General features: G+C 63.3%; 17 protein-coding genes. 14 read left to right on the forward strand and 3 right to left on the reverse strand.

What is annotated here, in order from left to right:
- Window positions 1-37: 37 nt before the first annotated feature.
- From murD to lpxC, 10 genes are all read left to right on the forward strand, one after another.
- Entirely contained in the window at window positions 38-1,552 is a 1,515-nt protein-coding gene (gene murD / locus SB822_RS35440) for a UDP-N-acetylmuramoyl-L-alanine--D-glutamate ligase (RefSeq protein ID WP_410856735.1), read from the forward strand.
- A complete protein-coding gene (gene ftsW, locus SB822_RS35445; RefSeq protein WP_079486973.1) occupies window positions 1,549-2,820 on the forward strand; it encodes a putative lipid II flippase FtsW in 1,272 nt (423 codons plus the stop codon). The genes murD and ftsW overlap by 4 nt, the downstream gene beginning before the upstream one ends.
- Window positions 2,817-3,935 carry an undecaprenyldiphospho-muramoylpentapeptide beta-N-acetylglucosaminyltransferase gene (murG, locus tag SB822_RS35450; protein WP_007747069.1) on the forward strand — a complete coding sequence of 373 codons (1,119 nt, stop codon included), beginning with the start codon at window positions 2,817-2,819 and terminating at the stop codon, window positions 3,933-3,935. Before ftsW ends, murG begins: the two co-directional genes overlap by 4 nt.
- A complete protein-coding gene (murC, locus tag SB822_RS35455; protein ID WP_007747070.1) occupies window positions 3,932-5,326 on the forward strand; it encodes a UDP-N-acetylmuramate--L-alanine ligase in 1,395 nt (464 codons plus the stop codon). The genes murG and murC overlap by 4 nt, the downstream gene beginning before the upstream one ends.
- Window positions 5,323-6,264, forward strand: coding sequence for a D-alanine--D-alanine ligase (locus SB822_RS35460; protein WP_042307870.1), 942 nt, complete (start codon window positions 5,323-5,325; stop codon window positions 6,262-6,264). The genes murC and SB822_RS35460 overlap by 4 nt, the downstream gene beginning before the upstream one ends.
- Before the next feature lie 28 nt (window positions 6,265-6,292).
- Entirely contained in the window at window positions 6,293-7,045 is a 753-nt protein-coding gene (locus tag SB822_RS35465; protein ID WP_007747075.1) for a cell division protein FtsQ/DivIB, read from the forward strand.
- 27 nt (window positions 7,046-7,072) lie between these two features.
- Window positions 7,073-8,305, forward strand: a complete 1,233-nt coding sequence (gene ftsA, locus SB822_RS35470) for a cell division protein FtsA (protein WP_007747080.1) — start codon at window positions 7,073-7,075, stop codon at window positions 8,303-8,305.
- A gap of 123 nt (window positions 8,306-8,428) precedes the next feature.
- On the forward strand, window positions 8,429-9,622 hold the full coding sequence (ftsZ, locus tag SB822_RS35475; RefSeq protein ID WP_007747082.1) for a cell division protein FtsZ: 1,194 nt from the start codon (window positions 8,429-8,431) through the stop codon (window positions 9,620-9,622).
- A gap of 239 nt (window positions 9,623-9,861) precedes the next feature.
- Window positions 9,862-10,371: a peroxiredoxin gene (locus tag SB822_RS35480; protein ID WP_410856736.1), complete on the forward strand. Its 510-nt coding sequence runs from the start codon at window positions 9,862-9,864 to the stop codon at window positions 10,369-10,371.
- 270 nt (window positions 10,372-10,641) lie between these two features.
- Window positions 10,642-11,559 carry a UDP-3-O-acyl-N-acetylglucosamine deacetylase gene (lpxC, locus tag SB822_RS35485; protein WP_007747085.1) on the forward strand — a complete coding sequence of 306 codons (918 nt, stop codon included), beginning with the start codon at window positions 10,642-10,644 and terminating at the stop codon, window positions 11,557-11,559.
- 92 nt (window positions 11,560-11,651) lie between these two features.
- On the opposite strand, the gene SB822_RS35490 is transcribed toward lpxC, so the two are convergent.
- Window positions 11,652-12,155, reverse strand: a complete 504-nt coding sequence (locus SB822_RS35490) for a DciA family protein (protein ID WP_079498852.1) — start codon at window positions 12,153-12,155, stop codon at window positions 11,652-11,654.
- A 311-nt stretch (window positions 12,156-12,466) separates the two neighbouring features.
- On the opposite strand from SB822_RS35490, the gene secA reads away from it, so the two are divergent.
- From secA to SB822_RS35510, 4 genes are all read left to right on the forward strand, one after another.
- Complete coding sequence (gene secA / locus SB822_RS35495) at window positions 12,467-15,280, forward strand: preprotein translocase subunit SecA (protein WP_007747093.1); 2,814 nt, start codon at window positions 12,467-12,469, stop codon at window positions 15,278-15,280.
- Between the two features lie 149 nt (window positions 15,281-15,429).
- Window positions 15,430-16,671 carry a bifunctional glutamate N-acetyltransferase/amino-acid acetyltransferase ArgJ gene (argJ, locus tag SB822_RS35500; RefSeq protein WP_007747095.1) on the forward strand — a complete coding sequence of 414 codons (1,242 nt, stop codon included), beginning with the start codon at window positions 15,430-15,432 and terminating at the stop codon, window positions 16,669-16,671.
- Between the two features lie 17 nt (window positions 16,672-16,688).
- Complete coding sequence (locus tag SB822_RS35505; RefSeq protein ID WP_079498856.1) at window positions 16,689-17,558, forward strand: ATP-binding protein; 870 nt, start codon at window positions 16,689-16,691, stop codon at window positions 17,556-17,558.
- Window positions 17,555-17,989 (forward strand): NUDIX domain-containing protein, encoded by a 435-nt coding sequence (locus SB822_RS35510; RefSeq protein ID WP_007747100.1) that lies wholly within the window; start codon window positions 17,555-17,557, stop codon window positions 17,987-17,989. Before SB822_RS35505 ends, SB822_RS35510 begins: the two co-directional genes overlap by 4 nt.
- Window positions 17,990-18,056: 67 nt before the next feature.
- Here the strand turns inward: SB822_RS35510 and SB822_RS35515 are convergent, their stop codons facing one another.
- Entirely contained in the window at window positions 18,057-18,251 is a 195-nt protein-coding gene (locus tag SB822_RS35515; protein ID WP_007747117.1) for a DNA gyrase inhibitor YacG, read from the reverse strand.
- Window positions 18,252-18,310: 59 nt separating this feature from the next.
- Entirely contained in the window at window positions 18,311-19,066 is a 756-nt protein-coding gene (gene zapD / locus SB822_RS35520; RefSeq protein WP_007747120.1) for a cell division protein ZapD, read from the reverse strand.
- Window positions 19,067-19,251 lie beyond the last annotated feature (185 nt).

Below are 19,251 nucleotides of genomic sequence, written 5' to 3' on the forward strand. Positions count from 1 at the left end.
AGTCGTACTTAAAGTCGTACTCAAGGGGAAGCAGTCAATGTTTGGCGAGAAGTTTCGGGATCGGCAAAAGCCGATGGTGCTCGTGCTGGGGCTCGGTGAATCGGGCCTCGCGATGGCGCGCTGGTGCGCGCGGCATGGTTGCCGCCTGCGCATTGCCGACACGCGCGAAGTGCCGCCGAATCTGTCCGCGCTCGAAGCGCATGGCATCGACGGGGATTTCGTCGGCGGGCCGTTTTCCGATGTGCTGCTGGAAGGCGTCGAGCTGGTTGCGATCAGCCCGGGCCTGTCGCCACTCGCCGCCGATCTCGTGCCGCTGATCGCCGCCGCGCGCGAACGCGATATCCCCGTGTGGGGCGAGCTCGAATTCTTCGCGCAGGCATTGCGGACGCTCGGCGAAAGCGGCTACGCGCCGAAGGTCATCGCGATCACGGGTACGAACGGCAAGACCACCACGACGAGTCTGACGGGCATGTTGTGTGAGCGCGCGGGCAAGAAGGTCGCGGTCGCGGGCAACATCAGCCCGGCTGCGCTCGACAAGCTGACGGAAGCGATCGACAACACCGCGCTGCCCGACGTATGGGTGCTCGAACTGTCGAGCTTCCAGCTGGAAACCGCGCACACGTTCGAGCCGGACGCCGCCGTGATCCTGAACATCACCCAGGATCATCTGGACTGGCACGGCGGTCTCGATGCGTACGCAGCGGCGAAGGGCAAGATCTTCGGCAAGAACACGGTGCGCGTGCTCAACCGCGACGACGCGCGCGTGATGGCGCTCGCGCCGTCGCAGCCAGGCGGCGCGCAGGTGGTGACGTTCGGCGTCGGCGAACCGGCGCGCGACGGCGACCTCGGCTTGATGCGCGAGAGCGGCATGATCTGGCTCGTCGATGCGCACGACCGTGACGCGACCGACGAACCCGCGCCCACACGCCGTCGCAAGAGCGAATCCACGACGCCGCCGAACATCGGGCTGAAGCGTCTGATGCCCGCTGACGCGCTGCGTATCCGCGGCTTGCACAACGCGACAAACGCGCTGGCCGCGTTCGCACTCGCGCGCGCCATCGGTCTGCCGGGCGCGCCGCTGTTGCACGGCTTGCGCGAGTATCGCGGCGAGTCGCATCGCGTCGAACTGATCGCGTCGATCGACGGTGTGGATTACGTCGACGACAGCAAGGGCACCAATGTCGGCGCGACGGTTGCGGCGCTCGACGGCCTCGCGCAGCGCGTCGTGCTGATCGCGGGCGGCGATGGCAAGGGCCAGGAATTCGATCCGCTCGCCGAGCCGGTGATGCGCTGGTGCCGCGCGGTGATGCTGATCGGCCGCGACGCGCCGCAGATTCGCGCAGCGCTCGCGCATACGGGCATCGCGATGACCGATCACGCGACGCTCGAAGAAGCGACGCGCGCAGCCAGCGCCGTCGCGCAGCCGGGCGACGCCGTCTTGCTGTCGCCCGCGTGCGCCAGCTTCGACATGTTCAAGGGTTACGCGCATCGCGCCGCAGTGTTCAAGAGCGCGGTCGAAGACATCGCTGCCGAACGGGGGACGATGATATGAGCTGGACGGAACGCTTCGGGTCGCAACTCGGCAAGCAGCGCGGCTCCGCAGGTGGCGCGGCGGCAGCCGAGCGCACGTCGCGCACGGGCGGGCTGTCGAGCGCCGTCAACGGTGTGCGTCCGCTGCGCTCGCGGATGCTCGACTATGACCACTCGTTGCTGTGGGTCGTCGTCGCGCTGCTGGGTCTCGGCATCGTGATGGTGTACTCGGCGTCGATCACGATGCCGGACTCGCCGAAGTACGCGTCGTATCGCGACTATGCATTCCTCGTGCGCCAGATCCTCTTTGTGGTGATGGGCTCGGTGGCGGGCGTGATCGCATTCCGAATCCCCATTTCGACGTGGGACAAATACGCGCCGAAGCTCTTTCTGATCGCGCTCGTCACGCTCGTGATCGTGCTGATTCCGCACGTCGGTAAGGGCGTGAACGGCGCGCGCCGCTGGATTCCCCTCGGCATCACGAACATGCAGCCGTCGGAAATCATGAAGCTCGCCGTGACGATCTACGCGGCGAACTACACGGTGCGCAAGCAGGAATACATGCACAGCTTCGCCAAGGGCTTTCTGCCGATGGGCTTCGCCGTCGGCGTGGTCGGCATGCTGCTGCTGCTCGAGCCGGACATGGGCGCGTTCATGGTGATCGCGGCGATCGCGATGGGTCTGCTGTTCCTCGGCGGCGTGAACGGCAAGATTTTCGGCGGACTGGTTGCGACGGCTGTCGGTACATTCACGTTGCTCGTTTGGGCGTCGCCGTGGCGTCGCGAGCGGATCTTCGCGTACCTCGATCCGTGGGACGACCGTTACGCGCAGGGCAAGGCCTATCAATTGACGCACTCGCTGATCGCGTTCGGCCGTGGCGAATGGTTCGGCGTGGGCCTTGGCGGCAGTGTCGAGAAGCTCAACTATCTGCCCGAAGCGCACACCGACTTCATTCTCGCTGTGATCGGCGAAGAACTCGGTTTCGTCGGCGTGCTCGTCGTGATCCTGATGTTCTACTGGATCGTGCGCCGTTCGTTCGAGATCGGCCGTCAGGCGCTCGCACTCGACCGCACGTTCGCGGGTCTGGTCGCGAAGGGCGTCGGCATCTGGTTCGGCGCGCAGACCTTCATCAACATGGGCGTGAACCTCGGCCTGCTGCCGACCAAGGGTCTCACGCTGCCGCTCGTCAGCTACGGCGGCTCGGGCATTTTGCTGAACTGCGTCGCGGTTGCGGTGCTGATGCGCGTCGATTACGAAAACCGGGTCCTCATGCGCGGGGGCAAGGTATGACGATGCAACAACGCACGCTGATGGTGATGGCGGGAGGCACCGGGGGACACGTGTTCCCGGGCCTCGCCGTCGCGCACCTGATGCAGGCGTGGGGATGGCGCGTCGTGTGGCTCGGCAATCCCGCCGGCATGGAAGCGACGCTCGTCCCGAAACACGGCATTCCGATGGAGTACGTGCAGTTCGGCGGCCTGCGCGGCAAGGGCATGAAGACCAAGCTGATGCTGCCCGTGAATCTGCTGCGCGCGTGCATGCAGAGTCTCTCGGTGCTGCGTCGCGTGAAGCCCGATGTCGTGCTCGGCATGGGCGGCTACATCACGTTCCCTGCGGGCGTGATGACGGCATTGAGCGGCACGCCGCTCGTGCTGCATGAACAGAATTCGATCGCCGGTCTCGCGAACAAGGTACTCGCGAAGCTCGCCAAGCGCGTGCTCGTCGCGTTTCCGGACGCGTTGCCGCATGCGGAATGGACGGGTAATCCAATTCGTGAGGAACTTGCGCGCACGCCAGCACCCAAAGCACGCTACGCGGCGCGTAGTGGTCCGCTAAATGTGCTGGTGGTGGGCGGCAGCCTGGGCGCGGCGGCATTGAATGAAGTGGTGCCTCGCGCGCTGGCGCAACTCGCACCGCAAGAGCGTCCGCGCATCGTGCATCAGGCGGGCGCGAAACATATCGACGCATTGCGCGCGAACTACGAAGCAGCAGGCATCGCGACGGGGGACGATGTGCAACTCGTGCCCTTCATCGACGACATGACGAGCGCCTATGCGAACGCCGATCTCGTGATCTGCCGTTCGGGCGCGATGACGGTCGCCGAGATCGCGGCGGTGGGCGTGGCGGCATTCTTCGTGCCGTTCCCGTACGCCGTCGACGATCACCAGACAACTAACGCAGCGTTTCTCGCCGATCACGGCGCGGCGCTGCTCGTGCAACAACGCGACCTGTCGGTGGATAACCTCGCCGACTGGTTGCGCAGCCAGACGCGGGCGTCGCTCGCGGATATGGCGGAGCGTTCGCGCTCGCTCGCGAAACCCGATGCCACCGAACAGGTCGCGCAGATCTGCGCAACGGTGGCAGGCGTGACACCGAGCCTGAGCCCGGAAGGAAAGCAGCAATGAAACATATCGTCAAACACATTCACTTCGTCGGGATCGGCGGCGCGGGCATGAGCGGCATCGCCGAAGTGCTCGTCAATCTCGGCTATCAGGTGAGCGGTTCGGACCTGTCGCGCAATGCGGTGACGGAGCGCCTCGCCGCGCTCGGCGCGCGCATCGCGATCGGTCACGACGCGGAGAACATCGAAGGCGCGAATGCTGTCGTCGTATCGACGGCCGTGCGCAGCGACAACCCGGAAGTGCTGGCCGCGCGTCATCGCCGTATTCCCATCGTGCCGCGCGCCGTGATGCTCGCGGAACTGATGCGCCTGAAGCAGGGCATCGCGATTGCCGGCACGCACGGCAAGACGACCACGACGTCGCTGGTGGCGAGCGTGCTCGCGGCGGGCGGTCTCGATCCGACCTTCGTGATCGGCGGGCGGCTGATCAGCGCGGGCGCGAATGCGCGCCTCGGCACGGGCGATTTCATCGTCGCCGAAGCGGACGAATCGGATGCGTCGTTCCTGAACCTGTTCCCGGTGATCGAAGTCATCACGAACATCGACGCCGATCACATGGACACTTACGGCCACGACTTTGCGCGGCTCAAGCAGGCGTTCATTGAATTTACGCACCGTCTGCCGTTCTACGGTATTGCGGTGCTGTGCGTCGACGATCCGAACGTGAAGGAGATCCTGCCGTTCGTGTCGAAGCCGATCATCCGCTACGGTTTCGCACCCGACGCGCAGGTGCGCGCGGTCAATGTCGAAGCGCGCGGAGGCAAGATGCATTTCACGGCGATGCGCGAAGACGCGGCGCCTATCGACATCGTTTTGAACCTGCCTGGCCTGCACAACGTGCAGAACGCGTTGGCCGCAATTGCAATTGCGACTGAACTTGAGGTGAAAGATGCCGATATCCAGCGAGCGCTCGCGGATTTCAACGGCGTCGGCCGGCGTTTCCAGCGCTACGGCGAAGTGAGCGTGACGGGCGGCGGCGCCTACACGCTCGTCGACGATTACGGCCATCACCCCGTCGAAATGGCCGCGACGATTGCGGCGGCGCGTGGCGCATTCCCCGACAAGCGCCTCGTGCTCGCATTCCAGCCGCACCGCTTCACGCGCACGCGCGACTGCTTCGAAGATTTCGTGAAGGTGCTGTCGACGGTCGATGCGCTCGTGCTGACGGAAGTCTACGCAGCGGGCGAAGCGCCCATCGTCGCAGCGGACGGCCGTTCGCTCACGCGTTCGATCCGCGTGGCGGGCAAGGTCGAGCCGGTGTTTGTCGAAACAGTGGATGAAGTGCCGGACGCGCTCGCTGCAATCGTGCGCGACGGCGATGTGGTGATCACGATGGGTGCAGGTTCGATCGGCAGCGTGCCGGGTCGGCTTGCAGGAAACGAAGGTGCGAAATGAGCAGTATCGATCCTAAATCTTTTGGCAAGGTTGCGGTCCTTCTCGGCGGTGTGTCCGCCGAGCGCGAAGTGTCGCTGAACTCCGGCCGTCTCGTGCTGCAAGGGCTGCGCGATGCGGGTGTCGACGCGCATCCGTTCGATCCGTCCGAGCGTCCGCTTGCGGCGTTGAAGGACGAAGGCTTCGTGCGCGCGTTCAACGCGCTGCATGGCGGCTACGGCGAGAACGGCCAGATTCAGGGCGCGCTCGATTTCTACGGCATCCGTTATACGGGCAGCGGCGTGCTCGGCTCGGCGCTCGGTCTCGACAAGTTCCGCACGAAGCTCGTGTGGCAGCAACTGGGCGTGCCGACGCCGCCGTTCGAAGCCGTGCTGCGCGGCGACGACTACGCCGCGCGCGCGAAGGACATCGTTGCGAAGCTCGGCTTGCCGCTGTTCGTGAAGCCGGCCAGCGAAGGTTCGAGCGTCGCCGTCATCAAGGTGAAGACGGCCGATGCGCTTGTGCCCGCGCTCGAAGAAGCGGTGAAGTTCGACAAGATCGTCGTGGTCGAAAAGAGCATCGAAGGCGGCGGTGAGTACACGGCGTGCATCGCGGGCGATCTCGATCTGCCCGTCATCCGCATCGTGCCCGCCGGCGAGTTCTACGACTATCACGCGAAGTACATCGCCAACGACACGCAGTACCTGATTCCGTGCGGCATTGCCGCCGACGAAGAAGCGCGCCTGAAGAAGATCGCGCGCCAGGCGTTCGACGTGCTCGGCTGCACCGATTGGGGCCGCGCCGACTTCATGCTGGACGGCGAAGGCAATCCGTATTTTCTGGAAGTGAACACGGCGCCCGGCATGACGGACCACTCGTTGCCGCCGAAGGCCGCGCGTGCTGTCGGCATCAGCTACCAGGAACTGGTGGTGAAGGTGCTTGCATTGACGCTCAAGGATTGATCGAGAAATAAAGGATCGCGCCCGGATCATGTGGAACAACGTACGCCAGCTCAATCTCGCCGCCAACGCATTGCATGCGTTGTTGCTGCTCGTGCTGCTGGCGGCGGGCGCGTACTGGCTGATCCAGCGCCCGAACTTCACGCTGCGCGAGATCCGTATCGACGGCGATACCGAGCACATCAACTCGCCGACGGTGCGTGCGGGCGTGGTCGGCCGGTTGAAGGGCAACTTCTTCACCGTCGATCTCGACACGGCGCGCCAGGCGTTCGAGCAGATGCCGTGGGTGCGTCACGCGAGCGTGCGCCGCGTGTGGCCGAATGCGCTCGCGGTGACGCTCGAAGAGTACAAGCCGCTCGGCACATGGGGAGCCGATCAGCTGGTGAGCACCGACGGAGAGGTGTTCACCGCGAACCAGGGCGAGCTCGAAGAAGAGCTACCCGCGTTCGATGGCCCGGATGGGTCCGCGAAAGAAGTCGTCGCGCGTTATCAGGACTTCAAGAAGTGGTTCGCGCCCGTAGGGGCGACGCCGGATGAAGTGACACTGACACCACGCTTTGCGTGGACGGTGAAGCTGTCGAACGGCATGCAGGTCGAAATTGGACGCGAGCGCAATCAGGACACGCTCTACGACCGCTGCAAGCGGCTCACCGCGGCATGGGGCGCGGTGACGCAACGTTGGGGGAAGGACATCGAATATGCGGACTTGCGTTATCCGAACGGTTTCGCCATTCGTGCAGCAGGCATGCGCTTCATTACGGAACCCGACAAGGGCAAGAAGTAACAGGACATCACACGCAATGAGCACGCTATGAGTAAAGACTATAAAGATCTGCTGGTAGCCCTCGACATCGGCACGGCGAAAGTGGTCGCCATCGTCGCCGAGCTGAAGGGCGAAGGTCATTACGAGGTGATCGGACTCGGCCAGAGCGAATCGAAAGGGCTCAAGAAAGGCGTCGTGGTGAACATCGAGGCCACGGTGCAGTCCATTCAACGAGCGCTCGAAGAAGCCGAGTTGATGGCCGACTGCAAGATCACGAACGTGTTCACCGGGATCGCGGGCAGCCATATCCGCAGCTTCAATTCGAGCGGGATGGTCGCGATCAAGGAAAAGGAAGTGACGCAGACGGACGTCGCGCGTGTGATCGAGACGGCCAAGGCGATCAACATTCCGACCGATCAGCAGGTGCTGCACATCCTGACGCAGGAATTCATCATCGACGGCCAGGAAGATGTGCGCGAGCCGATCGGCATGAGCGGCATCCGCCTCGAAGTGAAGGTGCACATCGTGACGGGCGCGGTGAGCGCGGCGCAGAACATCGTGAAGTGCGTGCGCCGCTGCGGCCTCGAAGTGAACGATCTGATTTTGCAGCCGCTCGCGTCGTCGCTCGCGGTGCTGACGGAAGACGAGAAGGAACTGGGCGTGGTGCTGGTCGATATCGGCGGCGGCACGACGGACATCGCGATCTTCAGCGAAGGCGCGATCCGTCATACGGCTGTGATTCCCATTGCCGGCGACCAGATCACGAGCGACATCGCGATGGCGCTGCGCACGCCGACGCCGGATGCCGAAGACATCAAGGTCAGCTACGGCATCGCGAAGCAGGCACTCGCCGATCCCGACGAGATGATCGAAGTGCCGGGACTCGGCGAGCGCGGTCCGCGCACGCTGTCGCGCCAGGCGCTCGCGGCCGTGATCGAGCCGCGCGTCGAAGAACTGTTTTCGCTCGTGCAGCAGGTGGTGCGCGAGTCGGGTTACGAAGAGCTGCTGAGCTCGGGCGTCGTGCTGACGGGCGGCGCGTCGATGATGCCGGGCATGGTCGAGCTGGGTGAGGACATTTTCCTGAAGCCGGTGCGTATCGGCGTGCCGGAGTATGCAGGCGGTCTCGCGGACGTGGTGCGCAATCCGCGTTATTCGACGGCGATGGGGCTGCTGGTCGAAGGACGCTCGCAGCGCATGCGTGGTCGCAAGGTCGCGGTGCAGTCGGGATCGATGGGTCAGGTGTTCACGAGGATGAAGGACTGGTTCCTCGGCAATTTCTAAAAGAATTCGAAGCAAAAGGGAAATTCGCGCCGGTGCCGGCGGCCGGCGCGCGACAGGAGGTTGCCCGATCTCTTGCCGAATAACGGCCGAGGAAGTGGTTCTTTTTTTCTTGACGGAGGCAACATGGAATTCCAGATGCTGGAAACGGAAACCAACGGCACCATCATCAAGGTGGTGGGCGTCGGTGGTGCGGGCGGCAATGCAGTCACGCACATGATCAATCGCGGCGTGCAAGGCGTCGACTTCATCGTGATGAACACGGACGCACAGGCGCTGTCGCGCTCGCGCGCGCCGAATGTCATCCAGTTGGGCAACACGGGTCTTGGCGCAGGCGCGAAGCCCGAAATGGGCCGCTCGGCAGCAGAAGAAGCACGTGAGCGCATCGCGGACGCACTGCGTGGCGCGCACATGGTGTTCATCACGGCAGGTATGGGCGGCGGCACGGGCACGGGCGCAGCACCCGTGGTCGCGCAGATCGCCAAGGAAATGGGCATTCTGACGGTCGGTGTCGTCAGCAAGCCTTTCGAGTTCGAAGGCGGCAAGCGCATGCGCGTCGCCGAAGCCGGTTCGCAGCAACTGGAGGATCACGTCGACTCGCTGATCGTCGTCCTGAACGACAAGCTGTTCGAGGTGATGGGCGATGACGCCGAGATGGACAAGTGCTTCCAGTGCGCTGACGACGTGCTCAACAACGCAGTTGCCGGTATCGCGGAAATCATCAACGTCGACGGTCTCGTGAACGTCGACTTCGAAGACGTGAAGACGGTGATGGGCGAGCAGGGCAAGGCGATGATGGGCACGGCGACGGTAGCCGGCGTCGATCGCGCGCGTCTCGCGGCGGAACAGGCCGTTGCGAGCCCGCTGCTGGAAGGCGTCGATCTGTCGGGCGCGCGCGGCGTGCTGGTGAACATCACGTCGAGCCGTTCGCTGCGTCTGTCGGAAACGCGCGAAGTGATGAACACCATTAAGAGCTATGCTGCCGATGACGCGACCGTGATTTTCGGCGCGGTGTACGACGACGCAATGGGCGATGCGCTGCGCGTAACGGTGGTGGCAACGGGTCTGGGCCGCGCTGCGAAGAAGCAGCAATCGGCGCCGATGACGCTGCTGCGCACGGGTACGGACAACCAGCCGGTGGGCGCAATGCAACATGCGTACACGCCGCATCACGCAGCGACGGCGGACTACGGTTCGCTGGATACGCCGGCAGTGTGGCGCACCTCGCGTGATACGGCTGCTTCGCACGTGCAGGCGCTGCAGGAAAAGGGCGTCGACACGTACGACATCCCGGCCTTCCTGCGCAAGCAGGCGGACTGAGGTTCACGCAGGAGCGGGCTTTCTGCGGCGTAATCTTGCTTGATGGTTGATTACGCGCAGCAGAACTGCACGAGCGTGGCGGGTGGAACGGCAAAAAGGCCGCGTTGGATTGCACGCGCGGCACGGACAAGTGCCCTCTTCGTGGTTGTGAAGCGGATCGGGTCACTGTCGCCGGATGAATACTCCACTGCGGCACGAGACCGTGCGAGCGTGCTCCGCATCGATGCGAAGGAACGAGCATGATTCAGGTAGGTGAAAAGCTTCCCCAGGCGACCGTTTACGAATTGATCGAAGACGAACGCGAGGGCTGCACGATCGGGCCGAACAGCTTCGACGTGCGCGAGCAGACGGCGGGCAAGCGCGTGGTGATCTTCGGATTGCCGGGCGCGTTCACGCCCACCTGTTCGGCGAAGCACGTGCCGGGCTATGTCGGGCAGGCAGAGAAGTTGCGTGCTGCTGGTATCGACGAGATCTGGTGCGTATCCGTCAACGACGCGTGCGTGATGGGCGCGTGGGCACGCGATCAGCACACCTCGGGCAAGGTGCGCATGATGGCGGACGGAAGCGCGGCTTTCACCCAAGCCCTCGGTCTGGAGCAGGATTTGTCGGCGCGCGGCATGGGAATCCGTTCCCAGCGCTATGCGATGGTGGTCGACGACGGCGTGGTCAAGACGCTGCACGTCGAGGCACCCGGCAAGTTCGAAGTGAGCGATGCGGCCAGTATTCTCGCGACGCTGAGCCAGGCATGACACGGCCTTGAAGCTTCGTCGCAGCCGCGCAGAGTGGGTTGTTGCGCTGCGGCAACGCTTTTCGTGACGCTGTTGTGACAGGCCGTAACGCGGGCCGATGACCGGAAACGCCTCCGTTCCGGGCATCGGCCCGTCACGCTTCCCGATTAGGTAACGTAGAGAAACAGATTGAAACGCCAGCGCAACGACGCTCCGGAAACGATTGGAGTATAATTCGTGCTATGAATTAAAAAATCCTGATTGGGATTTTCAATCGAATAGAAGACCATCATGTTGAAGCAGCGCACTATCAAACAAATCGTCAAGACGGTTGGCATCGGCCTGCATTCGGGCCGGAAGGTCGACCTGACGCTCCGCCCGGCGGCGCCGGACACGGGTATCGTGTTTTGCCGCGTGGATTTGCCCACGCCGGTGGACATTCCCGCGTCCGCAATGGCGATTGGCGATACGCGGCTCGCATCGGTGTTGCAGAAAGACGGCGCGCGCGTGTCGACGGTCGAACACTTGATGTCCGCGTGTGCGGGCCTCGGGATCGACAACCTCTACGTCGACGTCACCGCTGAAGAAATTCCCATCATGGACGGCAGCGCTGCGTCCTTCGTGTTCCTGATCCAGTCGGCGGGCATCGAAGAGCAGAATGCAGCGAAGAAGTTCATCAAGGTCACCAAGCCGGTCGAAATCCGCGACGGCGACAAGTTTGCGCGTCTGGACCCGTACTTCGGCTTCAAGCTGAAGTTCACGATCGACTTCCGCCATCCCGCCGTCGACAAGACCGGCCAGGCGCTCGAAGTGGATTTCGCGAACACCTCGTATGTGCGTGAAATCGCCCGTGCCCGTACGTTCGGCTTCGCGCACGAAGTTGAAATGATGCGCGAACTGGGTCTGGCGCGCGGCGGCAGCATGGACAACGCGATCGTGCTCGACGAGTACCGCATCCTGAACAACGACGGTCTGCGGTACGACGACGAGTTCGTGAAGCACAAGATGCTCGACGCGATCGGCGATCTGTACGTGGTCGGCCACCCGTTGCTGGCGGCATATGACGCGTACAAGTCGGGCCACGGCCTGAACAACGCGTTGCTGCGCGAACTGCTGGCGCACGAAGATTCGTATGAGATCGTCACGTTCGAAGATACTCAGAAGGCGCCGCGCGGTTTCGCGTACGACACGCAGACGGCCTTTGCCTAAGGCCAGTCTGTCGTCTCGGTGAGAACCGGGGCCGAAATGAAAAAAGCGACCTGAACGGTCGCTTTTTTCATTTCAGCGCGTGATGCGCGCACTCATTTCCGATGACGAGCCGCCATGCGCGCCAGCGCTTCTCGCAACGGCGACGGCTCCAGCGTTTCGCTCAGTTCGTGCAGCGCGTCCGCGCCCGCGCGCGACATGCGCGCCTGCTTGACGCGCGGTGGCTCTTTCACAGATTGCGGACGCACGCGAATCTTCAGCGCATTGACGGGCCAGCCACGCTGCTGCAAATCCGACAGCAGACGCGGTTCCAGATGCCGCAGCCGCGCGGCGAGCGCACTGTGGGCGGCAAACAGCGCCAGCACGCCGTCCTTGATGAAGCCGGGCTCGACGCTCGTCGCCAGATAGTCGGGCAGCAACTCGGCGAGATCGCGCTCTAGCGCGGCAACCTGCTCGACGCCTGCGCGCAGCGCGGCGAATGCGTCGGTGCGGTTCAGGACCTCGACCACCGCCTGCGGCCGGCGCACGCCGAACGACTTCGAGCCCAGCTTCGGGCCGGGCTTGAGCGACTGCCTTGAAAACGGTGAGAAACGGCTCATCTGGGATTCTGGTAACAGCCCGCGCCCCGCGCGTGCTCGATGCCGGGATTGTACCGTGCGGCACTGGCACGCAACGCCCGCCTCGCGATATGCCAGATGGTCACATCCGCAGCGCTTTCGCCCTGGCCGGATGGCCAACCATCTTGCCGCTGACACAGGCGTAGGCGGGGGCGCGTGCTAAAATCCGTGATTCGAATTTACTCTTGGACCTAAGCCGCCGAGGCCCCTCCGACAACGAGTTGCAACAAGGTGAAAGGGTGTAAAAACCAGCCTTGCAACCCCCGCCGAAGCCGCGACGCAACCACGATCCGATGACCACCGGTTTTCTACAAAAGATTTTTGGCAGCCGCAACCAGCGGCTCGTCAAGCAATATCAAAAGACCGTCACGGCGATCAATGCGCTCGAACCGCAGATCGAGCAATTGACGGATGATCAACTGCGCGCGAAAACCGTGGAGTTCCGGCAACGCGTGAGCAGCGGCGAGTCGCTCGACAAGCTGCTGCCCGAGGCGTTCGCGGTCTGTCGCGAGGCGGGCAAGCGCGTGCTGAAGATGCGGCACTTCGACGTGCAGCTGATCGGCGGCATGGTCCTGCACTACGGCAAGATCGCGGAAATGCGCACGGGCGAGGGCAAGACGCTCGTCGCAACGCTGCCCGTGTACCTGAACGCGCTCTCGGGCCGCGGCGTGCACGTCGTCACGGTGAACGACTACCTCGCCCAGCGCGACGCTGAGTGGATGGCGCGCCTGTACAACTTCCTCGGTCTGTCGGTGGGTATCAACCTGTCGCAGATGGACCACGGCATGAAGCAGGAAGCGTACGCTGCGGACATCACGTACGGCACGAACAACGAGTTCGGCTTCGACTATCTGCGCGACAACATGGTCTACGAGACCGATGCGCGCGTGCAGCGGGCGCTGAATTTCGCGGTCGTCGACGAAGTGGACTCGATCCTGATCGACGAAGCGCGGACGCCGCTCATCATCTCGGGCCAGGCCGAAGATCACACCGAACTCTACGTGCGCATGAACGCGCTGCCGCCACTGCTCGACCGCCAGATCGGCGAGGAGAAGGCGGACGGCACGGGCGTCGAGAAGCCGGGCGACTACACGCTGGACGAAAAGGCGCGCCAGGTGTTCCTGACGGAATCGGGCCACGAAAAGGCCGAGCGTCTGCTCGCCGAGTGGGGCCTGATCGGCGAGGGCGAAAGTCTCTACGCGCCGCAGAACATCACGCTGATGCACCACGTGTACGCCGCGCTGCGCGCGCACACGCTGTTCTACAAAGACCAGCACTACGTCGTGCAGAACAACGAAGTGGTGATCGTCGACGAATTCACGGGCCGTCTGATGGCGGGCCGGCGCTGGTCAGATGGTCTGCACCAGGCCGTCGAAGCGAAGGAACACGTGAAGATCCAGAGCGAAAACCAGACGCTCGCCTCGATCACGTTCCAGAACTATTTCCGCATGTACGCGAAGCTGTCCGGCATGACGGGTACGGCCGACACCGAAGCGTACGAATTCAACGAGATTTACGGCCTCGAAACGGTCGTGATTCCGACCAATCGCCCGCCGAAGCGGACCGACAAGCAGGACCAGATCTACAAGACGGCGATGGAGCGCTACAACGCCGTGATTCGCGACATCCGCGACTGCTACGAGCGTGGCCAGCCGGTGCTGGTCGGCACGACGTCGATCGAAAATTCCGAAGTGCTGTCGCAACTGCTGAACAAGGCTGGTCTGCCGCACGAAGTGCTCAACGCAAAGCAGCACGCGCGTGAAGCGGCGATCGTCGCGGAAGCGGGCCGTCCGCAGCGCGTCACGATTGCGACGAACATGGCCGGCCGCGGCACCGACATCGTGCTTGGCGGCAACGCCGAAAAGCAGGCCGCGTTCATCGAAGCCGACCTGTCCATTCCTGAAGAGGAAAAAGCGCCGCGCATCCAGAAGCTGCACGACGAGTGGCAAGCGTTGCACGATCAGGTGAAGGCCGCGGGCGGTCTGCACATCATCGGCACCGAGCGCCATGAATCGCGCCGTATCGACAACCAGTTGCGCGGCCGTGCAGGCCGTCAGGGCGATCCGGGCTCGTCGCGTTTCTATCTGTCGCTGGAAGATCCGCTGCTGCGCATTTTCGCGGGCGACCGCGTGCGCGCCATCATGGATCGCCTGAAAATGCCGGAAGGCGAAGCGATCGAAGCGGGCATCGTCACGCGTTCGATCGAATCGGCGCAGCGCAAGGTCGAAGCGCGCAACTTCGATATCCGTAAGCAGCTGCTCGAATACGACGACGTGTCGAACGATCAGCGCAAGGTGATCTACCAGCAGCGCAACGAACTGCTCGAAGCGCATGACATCACCGAAACCATCGGCGCGATGCGTCATGGCGTGATTAGCGACATCGTCCATCAGTTCGTGCCGGCGGGCAGTATCGAAGAACAATGGGACGTGCCTGAACTCGAAGAAGTGCTGCGCAACGACTGGCAGCTCGACCTCGCCATTCAGGAGATGATCAACGAATCGCAGTCGATCAACTCCAACGAGATTCTCGAAGCCGTGACCGCGGCAGCCGACGAGGCTTACGAGTCGAAGGTCGAGCAGGTAGGCCGCGAGTCGTTCAGTGCGTTCGAGCGCTCGGTCATGTTGCAGACGCTGGACCGTAGCTGGCGCGAACACCTCGCCGCGCTCGATCACCTGCGCCAGGGCATTCATCTGCGCGGCTATGCGCAGAAGAACCCGAAGCAGGAGTACAAGCGCGAAGCGTTCGAACTGTTCGCGGCGATGCTCGATTCGGTGAAGCTGGAAGTCACGCGCATCGTGATGAATGTGCAGATCCAGTCGCCGGAACAGCTGGAGCTGGCCGCTGAGCAGATGGAAGAGCAAGGCAGCCATCTGGTGGACAACGTCGAGTTCCGTCACGCCGATTACGCGGAAGGCGGCGCGGCTGTTGCGGCGGCGCCCGTCGCGGCGAATGCGGCGGCCGCGATGATCGGCGATGCGATGGCACACGGCCAGGGCGCGGCGGCGCCGCTCTCGGGCGACAACGTGCCGAAGGTCGGCCGGAACGATCCCTGCCCGTGCGGCAGCGGCAAGAAGTACAAGCAGTGCCACGGCAAGATCGCGTGACACACGAAAGCGGCGCGCGTTAAGCGCGCCGCGTCGTTTGAAGCGTGCATTGCTGGTGATTTCGCGGTGGCGCAGGTCCATCTGGCGCCATCACTTTTGATCCCTAATGCCGGCGTCCGCCGGCATTTCAGTCTCGACAGGTCGCAAACATGGCTGTCAATTTCCCCTCGATCGATCCCGCTCAACTCCATCCCGTCGCCGGCGTCACGCTAGGCTGGGCCGAGGCGAATATCCGCAAGCCGAACCGCAAGGACGTGCTCGTCATTTCCGTCGACGAAGGCGCGACGGTCGCGGGCGTGTTCACGTTGAACCGCTTTTGCGCCGCGCCCGTGACGGTATGCCGCGAGCATCTGGAGCGCGTGCGCACGGGCGGCAAGGGCATTCGCGCACTGGTCGTGAACACGGGCAATGCGAACGCTGGCACGGGCGAGCCGGGCATGGCGCACGCGCGTGAAACGTGCGACGAACTCGCGCGCCTTGCCGGTATCGCGCCCGAGCAGGTGCTGCCGTTCTCGACGGGCGTGATTCTGGAGCCGCTGCCCATCGACCGCCTGAAAGCCGGTCTGCCGGCCGCGCTGGCGAACCGTCAGGCTGCCCACTGGTACGACGCCGCGCAGGCCATCATGACCACCGACACGCTGCCGAAAGCCGTGTCGCGCCAGGTCAAGGTCGACGGCCACACGGTCACGATGACGGGCATCAGCAAGGGCGCGGGCATGATCAAGCCGAACATGGCGACGATGCTCGGCTTTCTCGCATTCGACGCCAACGTCGCGCAGCCGGTGCTCGACGAACTGGTCAAGCATGTCGCCGACCGCTCGTTCAACTGCGTCACGATCGACGGCGATACGTCGACCAACGACTCGTTCATCCTGATCGCATCGGGCAAGTCGAGCCTGCCCGCCATCACGTCGACGGATTCGCCCGCCTATGTCGCGCTGCGCGATGCCGTGACGGAAACGGCGCAGACGCTCTCGCAACTGATCGTGCGTGACGGCGAAGGCGCGACGAAATTCATGACGGTGCAGGTCGAAGGCGGATCGAGTGTCGCCGAGTGCCGCCAGATTGCTTACGCGATCGGTCATTCGCCGCTCGTGAAGACCGCGTTCTACGCATCGGACCCGAACCTGGGCCGTATTCTGGCCGCGATCGGCTATGCAGGCGTGACGGACCTCGACGTCGGCAAGATCGACCTGTATCTGGATGATGTGCTCGTTGCGAAAGCGGGCGGACGCAATCCGGAATACAAGGAAGAAGACGGACAGCGCGTGATGAAGAAGGCCGAAATCCTGATTCGCGTCGTGCTCGGCCGTGGCGACGCGCAAGCGACGATCTGGACGTGCGATCTGTCGCATGATTACGTGAGCATCAACGCCGACTACCGTTCCTGATTCGCGCCGATCACGACATGGATAAACTCGAACAATTCCTGAGCCGCGCCGAAGCCGTGCTGGTGCGGCTCGAAGCGATGCTTCCGCCGGCTGCGCCCCAAATCGACTGGTCCGCCGCTGTTGCATTCCGCTGGCGCAAGCGCCAGGGGCGCGGCTACTTGCAGCCGGTTCCCGCGATCTCGCTGATTTCACTCGACGATCTGCAGAATATCGATCGACAGAAAAACCTGATCGAGCAGAACACCAGGCAGTTCGTCAGCAAGCAGCCCGCCAACAACGTGCTGCTCACGGGCGCGCGCGGCACGGGCAAGTCGTCGCTGATCAAGGCGTGCCTGAACGCGTACTCGAAGGACGGTCTGCGTCTGATCGAAGTCGACAAGGACGATCTGCACGATCTGGGCGATATCGTCGATCTGATCTCGGCGCGGCCCGAGCGTTTCATCGTGTTTTGCGATGACCTGTCGTTCGAAGAAGGCGAGTCGGGCTACAAGGCGCTGAAGGTGGCGCTCGATGGATCGGTGGCCGCGCAGTCGGACAATGTGCTGATCTACGCGACTTCGAATCGCCGCCATCTGCTGCCCGAGTACATGAGCGACAACGAGACGTACAAGCACACGTCCGACGGCGAAATTCATCCGGGCGAAGTGGTCGAAGAAAAGATCTCGCTGTCCGAACGCTTTGGCCTGTGGGTCAGTTTCTACCCGTTCAAACAGGACGACTATCTGTCGATCGTCGCGCACTGGCTGCATCACTTCGGCTGCAACGATGCCGATGTCGAAACGGCGCGCGGTGACGCGCTGATCTGGGCGCTGGAACGCGGCTCGCGTTCCGGGCGCGTCGCGTGGCAGTTCGCGCGCGACTGGTCCGGCAAGCGGGCACAGGCATGAGCGACGCAGCGCAAAGCCACGCGGGCGAGTTGAACGAAGCTGGCCGTCCCGTCACGGAAGTGGCCGTCGGCGTGCTCGTTCAGCCCGATGGCCGCTATCTGCTCGCGCAACGGCCCGCCGGAAAACCATACGAAGGCTATTGGGAATTTCCGGGCGGCAAGCTGGAGCCGGGCGAAACGGTGGAAGCGGCGCTCGCGCGCGAACTGCACGAAGAACTCGGCATCGACGTGCAGGCGAGCCATCGCTGGCACGTGCTTGAGCACGACTATCCGCACGCCTACGTGCGTCTCTATTTCTGCAAGGTGACGGCGTGGCACGGCGAGCCGCACGGGCGCGAAGGTCAGGCGTTCGCGTGGCAGACGCTGCCGGCTCAGGTGTCGCCGCTGTTGCCCGCGACGATTCCCGTGCTGGAGTGGCTCGCGGCGGAGTGACCTGAAGACGGAGTTGCCTGGTGCGGCTTCCGCCATCGATATTGATGGCGACGCGCGGTGTGCCCGTTCAGTGCGAGCGGTGCTCGCCGGGCGTGTCGTCGGTTGGCGGTTCTTCGTCGGTGCCGCCGATCTTGTATTTCTCGGCAGCCCACGCGCCGAGATCGATCTGCTTGCAGCGCTCGGAACAGAAGGGACGGAAGCGGTTCTCGGAAGTCCAGCGGACATCTCTACCGCAGCTTGGGCATTTGACTACAGTGACCATTCGATCAAACGTTTATTCGCAAACAATGAAGCCAACTAAGTGAGGCTGTTCGCGTTAGTTTAAAGACTGCACAGCGTCAACTGGAACGGCACGTCGACATCGACCGCGCGCGGACGCAGATCGCCGTCCTGCACGGTGAAGCGCACCCACAACATGTACTTGTTGGCACTGGCCTCCGGGATCACCCGTAATTCCGGTGCCACGCGCACCTGCATCAGCTGATACGTGCGACCCGACAGCATTTGCTGGTAGCTACCCTGCATGGCCATCACTTTCGAAGCCTGCCCCGATTCGCGCGCAAGCCGCAGCACGATGGCAGCTGCGTCGCGTAGCGGCAGAAGCGGCATGACCCACTTGGCGATGTCCTGGCGACGCTGGTCGGGATGTGTCTGCTGCCACGCGTAGTACGACGGAAGATCGAACTTGCAGGTGCCGCCCGGGATGATGGCGCGGCTGCGAATGCTCGCGAGCCATTCGTTATCAGCAAGATGCTGGCCAGTCTTGCCTTGCATTTGCGTCAGCCCGGCGAGCGTCTGTTCGATTTCGCCGAGGACGGCTTCGAGCGCGTTCTGCTCGATGCCGGGATTACCGCGAAACGGAGCGAGCGTTTGACGCTGCCGCTCCAGTTCCTTCATCAAATCGGACTTCAGATCCGCGCGGCCCGCGACTTCCGAGATTTCGAACAGCGTAGTCAGCGCGACGTGATGTTCCCTGGCATCTTCCTGAGTCAGAAAGAACGTGAAGCGCTCGAACAGATCTTCGAGGCGCAGCAGCGTCCGGATTCGCTCATTGAAGGGATACTCGTAAAGGATCAAGCGGGCTCGCCTCGGGCGTGGTCGGTGACGGAATTGCAGGACATTCTAATGCCGTGAGACTACCCTAGCAATCACACACTTTTTTGGCGAGCTTCTGTCAATTTTTGAGCGGTATTACGCGCATTCGTTGCGCGTAGATGCTGTTCCCGACAACATGCGCGCACGCTACCGACAATGCACAGAAT

It is taken from the genome of Paraburkholderia sp. SIMBA_054, assembly GCF_046534875.1.
Taxonomy (GTDB): Bacteria; Pseudomonadota; Gammaproteobacteria; order Burkholderiales; family Burkholderiaceae; genus Paraburkholderia; species Paraburkholderia hospita.